Source organism: Neorhizobium sp. T25_27 (assembly GCF_002968565.1).
Lineage (GTDB): Bacteria > Pseudomonadota > Alphaproteobacteria > Rhizobiales > Rhizobiaceae > Neorhizobium > Neorhizobium tomejilense.
The window spans coordinates 195,436-208,791 of the sequence record NZ_PVBJ01000004.1 but is presented as its reverse complement, the minus strand read 5'-3'; the positions used below and the strand labels follow the sequence as shown (position 1 = coordinate 208,791).

The following is a 13,356-nucleotide window of genomic DNA, read 5'->3' as shown; positions in this document are numbered from 1 at the left end:
CGGCTGCGAGTTTTCATGGATCAAGCCCCTTGCAAGCCAGGCGATAGGCAGGCATTGACTGCACCCATGTCCTCAACTCCCGAAAACCAACGCCTCGACCAGCTTCTCGTCTCGCTCAATCTCGTCGCGAGCCGAGCCCGTGCGCGCGACGCGATCGCCCGCGGCACCGTTACCGTCAACGGCCGTGTCGTCACCAAGCCGAGCCTCACCTTCCCGCTCGATGCGCAACTCACGATCGACGACCCGGCGCAGGATTACGTGTCCCGCGCGGCGCTGAAGCTTGTCGCGGCGCTCGATCACTTCAAGCTCGACCCGGCAGGCCATGACTGTCTCGATATCGGCGCTTCCACCGGCGGCTTTACCGAAGTGCTGGTCATGCGCGGCGCGGAACATGTCACCTCGATCGACGTCGGCCACGGGCAGATGCATCCGCGACTGCTCGCCGAGCCGCGCGTCACCAATATCGAAGGCCTCAACGCCCGCTATCTGACCGCCGAGGATTACGACGACCGCGAGATCACCTTCATCGTCTCCGACGTTTCGTTCATTTCGCTGAAGCTGGCGCTGGCGCCGGCGCTGGATCTTGCCGAGCCCGGCGCCCATTGCGTGCTGCTGGTCAAGCCGCAATTCGAGGCGGGACGCGATGCGATCAGCAAGGCCGGACTGCTGAAGGAGCCGGAGACGGCACCCCAGGTCGCAGCCGAACTCGAACGCTGGCTCGTCGAAGATATCGGCTGGGCGAGCCTTGGGATGATCACCTCCCCGATCGTCGGCGGCGACGGCAACCAGGAATACCTGCTCGCAGGCGTGAAGCCCGGTGAACCGTCATGAGCACGGTCACCGTCACGATCAACCGGCTCGGCGCGCAGGGCCACGGCATCGCCAATGGCGAAGACGGCCCGGTCTATGTGCCCTACGCTCTTCCTGGCGAAACCCTGGCGATCGCCCGCAACGGCGACCACGGCACGGTCATGTCGACGTCCAACCCGTCGCCGGACCGGGTTACGCCGCCCTGCCGCCACTTCGGGCCTGACAGCGACGCGTGCGGCGGCTGTTCGCTGCAGCATCTGGCCGACGCGCCCTACCATGCCTTCAAGCGCAACCTCGTCGTCGAGGCGCTGAAATCCAAGGGCCTGACGCCTGACGTGGGCGAGCTGGTCATCGCCCATCCCGGCGAGCGTCGTCGGGTGGTATTTTCCGCCCGCAGGACCGAGAAGGAATTGCTGCTCGGCTTCAACCGCGCCGAGACCAACCATATCGTCTCGATCGTCGAATGTCCCATCGCCTCGCCCGGCATCGTTGCCCGGCTCGAGGCGATCCGTGCGGTGGGCAAGGCGCTGGCGACCGGCTCCGATACGTTCCGCATCGCGGTTCTGGAAACGCTTGCCGGCCTCGACCTTGCCGCGGACGGGTTGAAGCCGCTCGACGACAAGCAGCGGCGCCTGGTCACCGAGACGGTGCTGGCGCTGAAAAACATTGCTCGGGTTTCTGCCAACGGCGAGATCGTCATCGAATTGCAGAAGCCGCTGGTGGATTTCGGCGGCGTCAAGGTCTCTCCGCCGCCCGGCGCCTTTACCCAGGCGACGAAACCGGCGGAAGACGCGATGGCAGAACTGGTGCTGTCGCATGTCGGCAAGGCCAAGCGGATTATCGACCTGTTTGCCGGCTCCGGCACATTTTCCCTCCGGCTCGCCCGCATCGGCAAGGTGCATGCCGTCGAAGGTGACGAGAAGTCGGTCAAGGCACTCGATCACGCCGCCCGCAACACGCAGGGGCTGAAGCCCGTATCGGTGGAGAAGCGCGACCTCTTCCGCCGGCCGATGATGGTGTCCGAGCTGAAGAACTACGACGCCGTCGTCTTCGATCCGCCGCGCGCCGGTGCCGAAGTCCAGATGAAGGAACTTGTCCGGTCTGGCGTGAAGACGGTCGTGGCGGTCAGCTGCAACCCACTGACGCTCGCCCGCGACCTCAGAATTCTTGTCGACGGCGGATACCAGATCAAGGCCGTCACCCCGATCGACCAGTTCCTCTGGTCGCCGCACGTGGAGGCGGTAGTACTGCTGCAGAAGTAAGCTCGGGCAGAAGACCGCCGGGCCTCTTACCGATCCAGATCGAGCGTGCCGCTGCCGACGACGCCGGAGCAGCGGCAACGGCCGCCGACGCGGCCCGGTTCGGCGTTGCAGACATAGGGACGACGGCGATCCATGCTCGGCGGCGGAGAGACGACGCAGACATAACGCTGCGGGCGCGGGCGATCTCTATCGCGGTCACGGTCGCGATCCCGGTCCCCGTCACGATACCGGTCACGATCATCGTCACGGCGGATGATGACGCCGTTCGGGCCGATGGTGACGGAGGGGCTCTGGGCGAGCTGCAGCGGCTGGCTCTGCAACGGAAATGCCAGCGTCTCGGCTTGCGCCGGCGCTATTCCCAGAAGCAATACGAGCAAGCACGACCAGAAACGATAGGACATTCTTTCCTCCCAGATTGTGGAGGCAATCTAACGCCGAAGCTGCATCAAAAGAAGACGGGAGCAGAGTTTCCCGCGGGACACCGTTAACGTCGCATGAAGGCCTCGAAGGCGGCCCGCGCCTCGGCACTTTTGAGCTGGGCGGAGAAATGCACCAGTTCCTCATCCATGCGGGCAAGCACCGCATCGCGCGGTCCGCGCACCAGGTCGCGGGCGATCCTCAGGGCCTGGGGCGGTTTCGCCGCAAGGCTTGCGGCAAGCGCCAGCGTCTCGGCTTCGACCGCCTGCGGCTCCACGATCTTCCAGATCAGCCCGGCATCGAGCGCCGCCTGGGCGGAAAATCCCTCACCCGCCACCAGCATGGCAAATGCGCGCTGGTGGCCGATAACTTTCGGCGCCAGCAGGCTGGAAGCGGCTTCCGGCACCAGCGCCAGGTCCACGAAGGGCGTCTTGAACAGGCTGCGGGCGGACGCGACCGTCAGGTCGCAATGCATGTTCAAGGTGGTGCCGATGCCGATCGCGAGGCCGTCGACACCGGACACCAGCGGCTTTTCGGCAAGCGCCAAGGCCTTGATGAAAACGGCGGCGGCAGGCGCATCCTTCGATCCGGACATGGCATAGGCGAGGAAATCGCCCATGTCGTTGCCGGCGGAGAAGCAGCCTTCGGTGCCCAGGAAGGCGACGGCGCGCACGGCGTCGTCGCGGTTCGCCTCTTCGAGCGCCGCGGTCATGCGGTTGTACATGGCCGAGGTGATGGCGTTCTTCTTTTCCGGCCGGTTGAAACGGATCACCATGACGCCCGGCTGGGCCTCGGGGCGCTCGACGAGGATGTGGATGTCGCTCACGGATGTCTCCTTCAGGCCAGGATCGCGCGGGCGGCTTGCAAGCTTTCGGCGCCTGAAATCACGCGGTCCTTCAGCGCCGAGGTTTCGGCGAGCAGGTTTTCGGCCATGAAGCGGCAGAGCGCGACGCGCTTTTCCGGGCCGCCGTTATCGGCGGCAACAAGCGCGCCCTTGGCAAGATAACAGCCGGTCAGCACCAGGCCGAACAGGCGCTGATAGGGCGTCGCACCGGCGAGCGCATCGGCGGTCCTGCCGGCGCCTTGAGTTTCCAGGAGCCAGCCGGTGGCGGTTTCGAGCGCGGCGATGGCGGCGCGCAGACGATCGCCCGTCTCGCCGAATGCCGTATCGTTGGAGGCGGAGACCTTGTCGGCGATCTCCTTCAGCTCTCCGATGAAGCCGCGCACCTGGTCGCCCGAAGAGAGCGGCAGCTTGCGGATCACGAGGTCGATCGCCTGGATGCCGTTTGTGCCCTCGTAGATCGGCGCGATGCGGGCGTCGCGCAGGTAACGGGCAGCGCCCGTCTCCTCGATGAAGCCCATGCCGCCATGCACCTGGATACCGAGCGACGCGACGTCGACGCCGGCATCAGTCGCGAAGGATTTGGCGATCGGGGTCAAAAGCGCTGCCCGTTCGGTCCAGTGGCGGGCCTCGTCGCCTTCGGTGTGGTGCGACATGTCGGTCGCGTGGGCGCAGGCGTAGCAGATGGCGCGAGCGCCTTGGGTCAGTGCCTTCATGGTAATCAGCGTGCGGGCGATGTCCGGATGATCGATGATCGGGCTCATGCCAGTCCCCGACCAGCCGGGCGCCTTGCCTTGGGTGCGTTCCCTGGCAAAGGCGACCGCCTTCTGGGTTGCGGCTTCGGCGATCGCCACGCCCTGCATGCCGACCGCCAGACGCGCATTGTTCATCATCGTGAACATGCAGGCGAGGCCCTTGTTCTCCTCGCCGATCAGCCAGCCGATCGCGCCCTTGTCCTCCTCGTTTCCGGGCGTGAACTTGCCGTCGCCGTAGATCATCGTGCAGGTCGGCGAGCCGTGGATGCCGAGCTTGTGTTCGATCGAATGGCAGAAGACGTCGTTGCGCGCCTCCAGCGACCCGTCGTCGCCCACCAGGAATTTCGGGACCAGGAAAAGCGAGATGCCGCGGGTGCCGACAGGCGCATCGGGAAGCCGCGCCAGCACCAGATGGATGATGTTGTCGGCAGCGTCGTGTTCGCCCCAGGTGATGAAGATCTTCTGGCCGAAAATGCGGTAGCTGCCGTCGTCGCCGCGCTCGGCGCGGGTCTTCAGGACGCCGAGATCGGAGCCGGCATGCGGCTCGGTGAGGTTCATGGTGCCGGTCCATTCGCCGGACACCAGTTTTGCGAGGTATTTTTCCTTCAGCGCCTCGCTGCCGTGCGCGACCAGCGCTTCAATGGCGCCCATGGTCAGCGTCGGCGCCAGGGCGAAGGCCATGGAGGCGGAATTCCACATTTCGAGCGCGGCGACGTTCAGCATATGCGGCAGGTTCTGGCCGCCATAGGCTTCCGGCGCGGTCAGGCCGTTCCAGCCGCCTTCCCGCCAATGACGGTAAAGTTCCGGCCAGCCGTCCGGTGTCGTCACCTTGCCGTCGGTGAGGCGGGCGCCCTGTCTGTCGCCGATCTCACCGAGCGGCGCCATCTCGTTGCCGGCGAACCGCCCCGCCTCCTCCAGGATCGCCTCGACCAGATCGGCGCTCAAGTCGCCGAACCTGCCGATCTCCAGGGCGTCCGAAAGGCCCGCCACATGGTTCAGGGTGAAGGCGATCTCCTCGACCGGTGCCTTGTACATGATGCTCCTCCTCCTAGGCGCAGCTGTGACTGCCGTATTCTAGCCGATTCTGCTCCGTCGGCATTCCTCATATGCTTTTTACGTAAACGTAAATGCGGTTGTCAATGTTCAGGCCAAGCCAAAGAACACGGCAAGCGACCGATTCACGGCTACGAGAATGTCATCTTCGATCGAGCCGAAAACCCTCCCTATCTTTTCCCGCTTGAGGGTCATCGCCTTGTCGATCATGATCTGGGAGGGGCTGTTGAGCGCGTTGCTGGGCGTGGGCTGGACCATGATGCGGATGAGCGGCGTATCCACAATGGTACTGGACAGCAGCAGAACCGTCAGCGTGTCCGTGTCGAAGAGGTTGGATTGGATTATAAGCGCGGGACGCGGTTTTCCGAAATCGCCAGCAAGAGCTACCGTAACAAGATCGCCCCTGCGCATCATTGCTCCCCGAGATCAGCCAGGGCATCATCCAGAAATTTCATCAGATCGGGATCTGCCGCATCCGCCGCCGCGACCAAGCGCGACTGCCGATGGCATTCCTCTGCAAAACCGGGGCGCCGCGTATCGGGAACCCAAATTTGCACTGGACGCAACCCGGACGCTCGGAGATTTTCACGACGCTTTCTGACGCGCTCATTCACGGAACTGGCCATATGAAATACTCCTTGATTTGTTACATGTAACAAATGGCATTGGACCGTTCAAGGAATTTTTAGAAAATCTTGTTGAAACGAGCGTTACACAAAGGGTCTATGGAGTGATGCCTATGCTTCCGGATTCCTCGCCCATGTCCCTCATGAACCCCGCTGTCCCAGGCCTCGTCTGGGCCTATCGCTTCCATCCGGGATCGGCGCCCTGCACCCGGTTGCCGCTCGATGCGGCGCGCAGCGATCTCAATGTCGGCGATGGCTTCCTGTGGCTGCATCTCAACCTCGCCGACAGCCGGGTCAACGCCTTCCTGGAGAGCTTTCCAGGCCTGACACCGCCGGCTCTCGCCGCACTCACCACCCACGACACGCACGCCGCCGTGACGCTCGACGAGCAGCTCGTCTATGGCACGCTGGTCGATTTCCAGCGGGAATTCGATAGCGAGACACGCAATATCGGCTGGCTGCATTTCTTCGTCTCGGACAGGATCATCATCACCACCCGCCTGCAGCCCCTGCGCTCGATCGACCGGGTGCGGGCGGCGATAGAAAAGAACGCCTCGCGCTATAAGAAGCCGATCGACGTGTTCGAGACACTGGTCGCCGAGTTCCAGCGCACACTGATCGTGCTGGTGATGGAGCTCACCGAAGAAATGAACATCATCGAGGATTTCGTCTACGACAACACGCCGCGCGATGAACGCCGTCGGCTGGCGCCGATCAGGCGGACGGTGGTCAGGCTGCACCGGCACCTGCGGACGGTGCTGACGCTGCTGCGGCGCGCAGCGGCGACCGACGACGACGAGATGCCCCCCGGTTTCGACGACGCCGCCTCCCGGCTGATCGGCCGGCTGGAGGCGGCGGACCACGACGTCTACGCGCTGCAGGAGCGGGCGCGACTGCTGCACGAGGAAATCGACTCGAAGCTCTCCTCAGAGACCAACCGTCACCTCTACATCCTGTCGCTGATGACCGCCTTCCTGCTGCCGCCGACCTTGGTCACCGGCTTTTTCGGAATGAACACCTCGTCGCTACCCTTCGAGGGAGGCTCCGGCGGAACGGCCTATGCCTTCGGCCTGATCGGCATTTCGGTGCTTGCCGCCTGGTGGCTGTTGAAGCGCACCGGCATTCTCTGACCGCCGGACAAACGAAACCCGCCCGGGTTCGATACCGGACGGGTGGGATAATGCCTGCCGGGCGCTCTTAGAAATAAGGCGAATAGCAGGTCTGGCGCCGACCGTAGTTCGGCTGGAACGAGTTCGAATAGGCGTCGTAGGAACGGTAGCGATCTGCACACCATTCGTAGTGGCGCGGATTGATGTCGTCTCCGCCGCCATAGGCCGGAGCCGGCTCGGCGTAACGCGGCTGGGAGGCAATGGCGCCGCCGATCAGGGCGCCGGCACCGAATGCCGCCAGCGGGAACCAGTAGCCGTTATGGCGGCGATAACCCGGACGGTAGTCGCGATAACCGCGATGCCCGCCATACCAACCGCCGCCATGGCGACGGTACTGCACGAGGGCCACGTCGGTGTTGGCGCCGGTTTCGATCCCTGCGGCCGGAGCGGACGGCAGCGGCATCGCCTGAGCCGGCATCAGAGAGCCGGCGAGAACGGCAGCGGAGATGCCCGCAACCGCGATCTTCTTCAAAAGAGTCATGTTAAGTCCCCAGATCCCTTGTCTATGTTTCAATTTTCGACAGCCAATTATTTCAGTATGCAGTGAATTTCAATTTTGCCGCAACCTTAGGAAGTTCATCCTGAATGCGCAATTAACGTGCGCCGCGACGAAGCAAGCCCGGCCGCTGGCATATGCCGCGACCGGGCTTGGCGTAGAGGTGGCCAATGCCTGCTTATCTGTAAGGCGAGATGCAGCGTGCCCGCACGCCGGCGCGCGGCGCATAGGTATCGTCCCAGGCCCGATAGCTGCGATAACGGCTTTCACACCAGGCGACGTGACGGCTCGAATAGCCGCCCCGGTCGGCCTGTATGGCACCACCGATGATGGCACCGGCGCCGAAGGCGGCGAGCGGGAACCAGAACCCGTTGTAATAACGGTAGCCGGGCCGGCGATCGCGATAACCGCGGTGGCCGCGATACCAGCCATAGCGGTCACGCCGGAAGTCGCGACGGTACTGGACATTGGTGATATCCCCGGCGGCCGAAATGCCTGACGGGGGAGCCGGCATCTGAATGGCCTGCGCTGGCACAAGCCCGGCAAAGGTGGTCGCGATGGCAACCGCCGCCGCAGTCAGACGTAGACGAAAGGCGTTCATGTGTTTCCTCATTCTGATTTTTAATCAGAAAACAACGCCAGACGCAGGTTTCGGTTCCTGGAAGCGCGCCCGGCACCGATCACCGCGGATCACGAATTGGCGATCAGGCGACGATCGAAAGTTGCGCCTGGTCGCCCTGCAGCCGGTTGACCATGAAGTTCGAATACCATTCGACGAACTGCATGACGCCGCCTTCGTGGAGTGGCGAATAGGGACCCGGCTCATAAGCGGGCGAGCGGATGCCGAAGGCGTTTTCCTCGACGATCTGGCGGTCCTGGTCGTTGGTCATGTTCCAGACATGGGTCAGTTCCTCGAGATTGTAGTCGACGCCCTCGACCGCATCCTTGTGGACCAGCCATTTTGTGGTGACCGCCGTTTCCTCCGGCCCGAGCGGGGTGACGCGGAACGAGATCGCGTGGTCGCCCAGAATGTGGTTCCAGCTGCTCGGATAGTGGAAGAGCAGCATGGTGCCGATCGAGTTGATCGTTACGTCCTCGGAGAGTTTGCGCTGCACGGCGTTGCGGCCGCTCATCGTATAACTCTCGGCATCTTCGATCAGCGGCATGCGCGCGACGCGGAACTGGCCGGTCTCGTCCATCCGGAATTCGCTCGGCAACCCGGCCTCCTCGCAACGCTGCCAATGGGCGGCGATGACCGGATCGTCCTTGGCGCCCTGGACGCCGGTTGCGGTGGGCGATTCCGGATAGGTGCGGCAGAGCTCCGGGTGGTTGGCGGCGCAGTGGTAGCACTCGCGGTTGTTTTCCCAGACGAGCTTCCAATTGCCCTTCTCGATGATCGTCGACTGGTGCGCGACCTTGGCTTCCGAGAGGCGATGCGGGGCCATATAGGGCTCGATCGCCGCACGAACCGGCGCGAAATCCGGCGCCTCGTTCGCAAGGCAGATGAAGATAAAGCCCGCCACGCTTTCGCAATGGACCTTCTTCATGCTGAACTGGGTCTTGTCGAAGTCCTGGCCCATCTGGCGGCCGACCAGAAGCGAGCCGTCCAGCTCGTAGGTCCATTGGTGGTAGGGACAGACGAGCCGGACCGCCGAGCCATGCTCCTTGGTGCAGACGCGGCTGCCGCGATGGCGGCAGGTATTGTGCAGCGCCCGGATCTGGTTGTCGCGGCCGCGCACGACGACGACCGGATAATCGCCGATCTGCAGGGTGAAATAGGCTCCGGCCTTGGGCAGCTCGCAATCATGCCCGACGAACAGCCAGTCGCGATACCAGATCATTTCCAGATCGAGCTTGAAATAGGCGGGATCGGTATAGAAGGGCTGTTCGAGGCTGAAGCCTTCACGGCGGTTCTTAAGCTGCCGCAGGGCTTGATTGCGAATTTCCATATTATCTTCCTCGTCAATGTGGACAGCGGAAGGACATGGAAATGCCGGCCGGCCTTCAAGGCCCACCCAACACCCTGTCCCGAACGCCCGCCGCGTCCGGTCGTCATTTTTGATCCCGAGGCTGGTTTCCGGGCTCAGGAGCTTGTCCCGTTCAGGGGACCGGCTCGGCGCCTTCCCGGGTGGCCCTTGCGGCTCTTTCCCAGTGGCTCATGCCGTGCCTTATTGCTCCACCACCGTTGCGGGGGCAGCGCCAGATTAGGGTTTCTAAAGACCCCTGCCGGCTTCCCAATTCTCCGCCTTCCCTAGTCAGGCGGCACCTCAAGATCGAGGCGGATATAATCATCGAGCGAGCGTGTCGCATAGGCGACATTGCGACATCGGCAACCGCGTTGGCGACAGCGGCGAAACGGCCCAAAATGCAACACTCCAGCCCCGCGAAAGCGAAACCTGTCATTAAGGGATAAGCCATAAAATCCCGGCGTGAATGGGAGCGATGCCACCGTGCAGGCCAAGGGAAAGATCCGTTACTACAAAGCCCCTCCACCGCCTCCGGCGCCGGTGGTAGTGAAGACTGCTTCCCATTCCGAATTCCTCCGGACGGGGCGCAGCTCCCGCTACAATCCGGTCTGGCTGCCGGAAGAGCGCCGCTATCTCACCCATAACGAAGTCGCCGAGCGCACGGGCAAAAGGCTCGAGGCAGCTGGGGAAACGAGCCACAACCGGATCAACTCCTTCCATCGCTCGATCAACTTTCCGAAGATCATCTTCCACCACACGCTCGATGAGCGGCCGCATCTCGGCTATTGCCACGTCACCGCGGCAAGAACGTTTCTTCCACGCGGCGGCCCGGTGAGCTGGTCGTTCTATATCGCCAACTTCTTCTCCAAGATCGGCGAGGAAGAAACCTTTTTCGAGCATATCAGCCCGGCCAATTCACGCATGTATTTTGCCGTTGCGGTCGAACGCGAGGCGGGTCAGCCGCTGCAGATCAACCGCACGATCCGCAAGAACGGCCTTCTGTTCCAGACCAATGATCCGATGGAAGCCATCAAGAACGTGCTGATGCTCGGCACTTCCAACGAAATGCTCCGCGAGATCATCAAAAAGCTTTGAAGACGCCCGGGTCCGCGTTATTGACGGGCGGATATGACGGCTCAAATCATCGACATCACCCGGGATCATGCCGGCGCGCTTCGTCAAGCCTGCACCGTCCTTGGCGACGGCTTGCCCGTGGCGATCCCGACCGAGACGGTCTACGGACTTGCGGCCGACGCCACCAATCCCGCCGCCATCACCCGCATCTACGAGACCAAGGGCCGGCCGCGCTTCAACCCGCTGATCTGCCACATGTCGGATCTCGACATGGCCGAGCGCTATGCCGACTTCGATCCGATCTCGCGCAGGCTTGCCGAAGCCTTCTGGCCAGGCCCCCTCACCCTGATCCTTCCGCTGAAGCCCGAGAGCGGCATTCATGCGCTGGCGACGGCCGGGCTCGATACGATCGGCATCCGGCTTCCCAAGGGCTTCGCTTCCGAGCTCATCCGCGCCTTCGGAAAGCCACTCGCGGCCCCCAGCGCCAATACGTCCGGCAAGGTGAGCCCGACCAGCGCGCGCCACGTGGCCGACGACCTGGGCGAGAAGCTGGCGTTGATCATCGACGGCGGTGCGGCTCCGGTCGGTGTCGAATCGACCATCGTTCGCGTCGAGAACGGCGTGATCCGGCTGCTGAGACCGGGCGGAGTGGCCGCCGAAGAGATCGAGAAGGCAACCGGTCTTGCGGTGATCCGGCCTGAGGGACCGGCGGCGATCATCGAGGCTCCCGGCATGCTGGCCTCTCATTATGCGCCGGGTGCAGCGGTGAGGCTCAACGCCGACCATGTCGTGGCCGGCGAGGTGTTGATCCGGCTCGGTTCTGCTCCAGTGAAGGGAATGGAACTCGCCGCGGCGGTTTTTGACCTGAGCCCGTCCGGTGACCTTGCGCAAGCGGCGGCAAATCTGTTCGATTACCTGAAGCGCGCCGACGCCACCGGCGCCGCCAGCATCGCCGTCACGCCCATTCCCGACCATGGGCTCGGCGAGGCGATCAACGACCGGCTGGCGAGGGCGGCCGCCCCGCGGGAATAAGCCGGGGCTAAAGAGGAGGAGACGCCGATGGACATTTCAGGGCCGAACCCAGAGCTTCTCGACCGCTTCGCGGCGATCGTCGGTAAGAACCACGTCCTGCGCGACGCCAACGATCTTGCGCCGCATCTCGTCGAGGGCCGCGGGCTCTACAAAGGTTCTTCGCCGATGCTCCTGAAGCCGGGCTCGGTCGAGGAAGTGTCGGCGATCCTGAAGCTTGCGAGCGAAACCGGCACGCCGATCGTGCCCCAGACCGGCAATACCGGCCTCGTCGGGGGGCAGACCCCGCGTACCGGCGGCAGCGACCTGATCGTCTCGCTCGAACGGATGAACCGCATCCGCGACGTCGATCCGGTCGCAAACGTGCTGGTCGCCGACGGCGGCGCCATCCTTGCCGACGTGCAGAAGGCGGCGGAAGCGGTCGACCGGCTGTTTCCGCTGTCGCTCGGTTCGGAAGGCTCCTGCCGCATCGGCGGCAACCTCTCCACCAATGCCGGCGGCACCGCCGTGCTCGCCTACGGGAATACCCGCCAACTCTGCCTCGGGCTCGAAGTGGTGCTGCCGACAGGCGAGATCTGGGACGGCCTGCGCCGGCTCAAGAAGGACAATACCGGCTACGACCTGCGCGACCTCTTCATCGGCGCGGAAGGCACGCTCGGCATCATCACCGGCGCGGTGCTGAAACTCTTCCCGCAGCCGGTCGGGCACCAGGTCGCACTTGCCGGCCTCAACTCGCCGGCAGACGCGCTAAAACTCTTCGAGCGAGCCTCGAACCTCTGCGGCACGGCGCTGACCGGTTTCGAGCTGATGCCGCGCATCGGCATCGAATTCGTGGCTCGGCATATAGAGGGCGTGCGCGATCCGCTCTCCGAGCCGCATCCGTGGTATGCGCTGATCGACATATCGACTTCGGATTCCGCCGAGACAGCCAATTCCATGGTGCAGTCGCTGCTCGAACAGGGTTTTGAAGCGGGCCTCATCCGCGACGCCGTGATCGCCTCCTCCGTCGCCCAGCAGAAGGCGCTCTGGCACATGCGCGAAAGCATGTCCGACGCCCAGAAGCCGGAGGGCGGCTCGATCAAGCACGACGTGTCGGTGCCCGTCTCGAAAATCCCGAGCTTCATGGCAGAGGCCGAGCAGGCGGTGCTGGCAGCCATGCCGGGAGCCCGGGTCTGCGCCTTCGGCCATCTCGGCGACGGCAACATCCATTACAACATCTCGCAGCCGACGAGCGCCGACATGGCCGCCGACAAGGCAGCCTTCATCGGCCGCTGGCGGGAAATCAACGCGATCGTCCACGGCATCGTGCTCGCCGCCGGCGGGTCGATTTCGGCTGAACACGGCATCGGTCAATTGAAGCGCGACGAGCTTGCCCATATCCGCTCGCCGATCGAGATGGACCTGATGCGGCGCATCAAGCAGGCGTTCGACCCGGCCGGCATCATGAACCCCGGCAAGGTCGTGATCATTCCATGAGCCAACCGTCGAAGACCACGATCCGGATCGACCTCGACAACGGCGTGCGGCTCGGTCCGGGCAAGGCGCAGCTTCTGGAACTGATCGCCGAACACGGCTCGATCCGCGCGGCTGGCGCCTCGATCGGCATGTCCTACCGGCGGGCATGGCTGCTCGGAGACGAAATCAACCGGATGTTCAAGGAGCCAGCGATCTTTACCCGCCATGGGGGGAAAAGCGGCGGGGGTGCGGGCCTGACCGAATTCGGCCAGGAACTGCTGTCCCGCTACCGGCGGATGGAAAAGGCAAGCCGCGACGCCATGCGCGCGGACCTCGACTGGCTCGAATCGAACGCCGATCCGCACTTTGAGACGACCGGCAAGAGCGATGACGCCTGAGAAG

Annotated in this window: 15 protein-coding genes and 1 riboswitch; of the genes, 7 read left to right on the top strand and 8 right to left on the bottom strand. The window is 63.7% G+C overall.

Translation table 11 applies throughout. The features are described 5' to 3' along the window. The first annotated feature begins 66 nt into the window (after window positions 1–66). Together C5J24_RS14285 and C5J24_RS14280 are read left to right on the top strand one after the other, a co-directional pair. Window positions 67–831 carry a TlyA family RNA methyltransferase gene (locus tag C5J24_RS14285; protein WP_105418710.1) on the top strand — a complete coding sequence of 255 codons (765 nt, stop codon included), beginning with the start codon at window positions 67–69 and terminating at the stop codon, window positions 829–831. Continuing rightward, a complete protein-coding gene (locus C5J24_RS14280) occupies window positions 828–2,072 on the top strand; it encodes a class I SAM-dependent RNA methyltransferase (RefSeq protein WP_105418708.1) in 1,245 nt (414 codons plus the stop codon). The genes C5J24_RS14285 and C5J24_RS14280 overlap by 4 nt, the downstream gene beginning before the upstream one ends. Before the next feature lie 26 nt (window positions 2,073–2,098). Here the strand turns inward: C5J24_RS14280 and C5J24_RS14275 are convergent, their stop codons facing one another. From C5J24_RS14275 to C5J24_RS14255, 5 genes are all read right to left on the bottom strand, one after another. Further along, on the bottom strand, window positions 2,099–2,473 hold the full coding sequence (locus C5J24_RS14275) for a hypothetical protein (protein WP_105418706.1): 375 nt from the start codon (window positions 2,471–2,473) through the stop codon (window positions 2,099–2,101). Window positions 2,474–2,556: 83 nt separating this feature from the next. Further along, window positions 2,557–3,315 (bottom strand): crotonase/enoyl-CoA hydratase family protein, encoded by a 759-nt coding sequence (locus C5J24_RS14270; RefSeq protein WP_105418704.1) that lies wholly within the window; start codon window positions 3,313–3,315, stop codon window positions 2,557–2,559. An 11-nt stretch (window positions 3,316–3,326) separates the two neighbouring features. Continuing rightward, on the bottom strand, window positions 3,327–5,120 hold the full coding sequence (locus tag C5J24_RS14265; RefSeq protein ID WP_105418702.1) for an acyl-CoA dehydrogenase: 1,794 nt from the start codon (window positions 5,118–5,120) through the stop codon (window positions 3,327–3,329). A gap of 108 nt (window positions 5,121–5,228) precedes the next feature. Then, window positions 5,229–5,549 carry a type II toxin-antitoxin system PemK/MazF family toxin gene (locus C5J24_RS14260; RefSeq protein WP_105418701.1) on the bottom strand — a complete coding sequence of 107 codons (321 nt, stop codon included), beginning with the start codon at window positions 5,547–5,549 and terminating at the stop codon, window positions 5,229–5,231. Next, window positions 5,549–5,764, bottom strand: coding sequence for an antitoxin MazE family protein (locus C5J24_RS14255; protein ID WP_080719117.1), 216 nt, complete (start codon window positions 5,762–5,764; stop codon window positions 5,549–5,551). Before C5J24_RS14255 ends, C5J24_RS14260 begins: the two co-directional genes overlap by 1 nt. A gap of 134 nt (window positions 5,765–5,898) precedes the next feature. Between C5J24_RS14255 and C5J24_RS14250 the strand changes: the two genes are divergently transcribed. Next, window positions 5,899–6,894, top strand: a complete 996-nt coding sequence (locus tag C5J24_RS14250) for a transporter (RefSeq protein WP_105419071.1) — start codon at window positions 5,899–5,901, stop codon at window positions 6,892–6,894. 67 nt (window positions 6,895–6,961) lie between these two features. On the opposite strand, the gene C5J24_RS14245 is transcribed toward C5J24_RS14250, so the two are convergent. From C5J24_RS14245 to C5J24_RS14235, 3 genes are all read right to left on the bottom strand, one after another. Continuing rightward, on the bottom strand, window positions 6,962–7,414 hold the full coding sequence (locus C5J24_RS14245; protein ID WP_105418699.1) for a BA14K family protein: 453 nt from the start codon (window positions 7,412–7,414) through the stop codon (window positions 6,962–6,964). A gap of 193 nt (window positions 7,415–7,607) precedes the next feature. Then, a complete protein-coding gene (locus tag C5J24_RS14240) occupies window positions 7,608–8,030 on the bottom strand; it encodes a BA14K family protein (protein WP_105418697.1) in 423 nt (140 codons plus the stop codon). 103 nt (window positions 8,031–8,133) lie between these two features. Further along, complete coding sequence (locus C5J24_RS14235) at window positions 8,134–9,378, bottom strand: aromatic ring-hydroxylating dioxygenase subunit alpha (protein WP_105402028.1); 1,245 nt, start codon at window positions 9,376–9,378, stop codon at window positions 8,134–8,136. 101 nt (window positions 9,379–9,479) lie between these two features. Further along, window positions 9,480–9,714, bottom strand: a riboswitch (cobalamin riboswitch). 165 nt (window positions 9,715–9,879) lie between these two features. Between C5J24_RS14235 and C5J24_RS14230 the strand changes: the two genes are divergently transcribed. The 4 genes from C5J24_RS14230 to C5J24_RS14215 are packed head-to-tail and all read left to right on the top strand — an operon-like array spanning window position 9,880 to window position 13,352. Then, a complete protein-coding gene (locus C5J24_RS14230) occupies window positions 9,880–10,491 on the top strand; it encodes a DUF6656 family protein (protein WP_105419069.1) in 612 nt (203 codons plus the stop codon). Between the two features lie 33 nt (window positions 10,492–10,524). Beyond that, entirely contained in the window at window positions 10,525–11,502 is a 978-nt protein-coding gene (locus tag C5J24_RS14225) for an L-threonylcarbamoyladenylate synthase (protein ID WP_105418695.1), read from the top strand. 27 nt (window positions 11,503–11,529) lie between these two features. After that, window positions 11,530–12,975, top strand: a complete 1,446-nt coding sequence (locus C5J24_RS14220; protein ID WP_105418693.1) for an FAD-binding oxidoreductase — start codon at window positions 11,530–11,532, stop codon at window positions 12,973–12,975. Next, on the top strand, window positions 12,972–13,352 hold the full coding sequence (locus tag C5J24_RS14215) for a winged helix-turn-helix domain-containing protein (protein WP_105418691.1): 381 nt from the start codon (window positions 12,972–12,974) through the stop codon (window positions 13,350–13,352). Before C5J24_RS14220 ends, C5J24_RS14215 begins: the two co-directional genes overlap by 4 nt. Window positions 13,353–13,356: the final 4 nt, after the last annotated feature.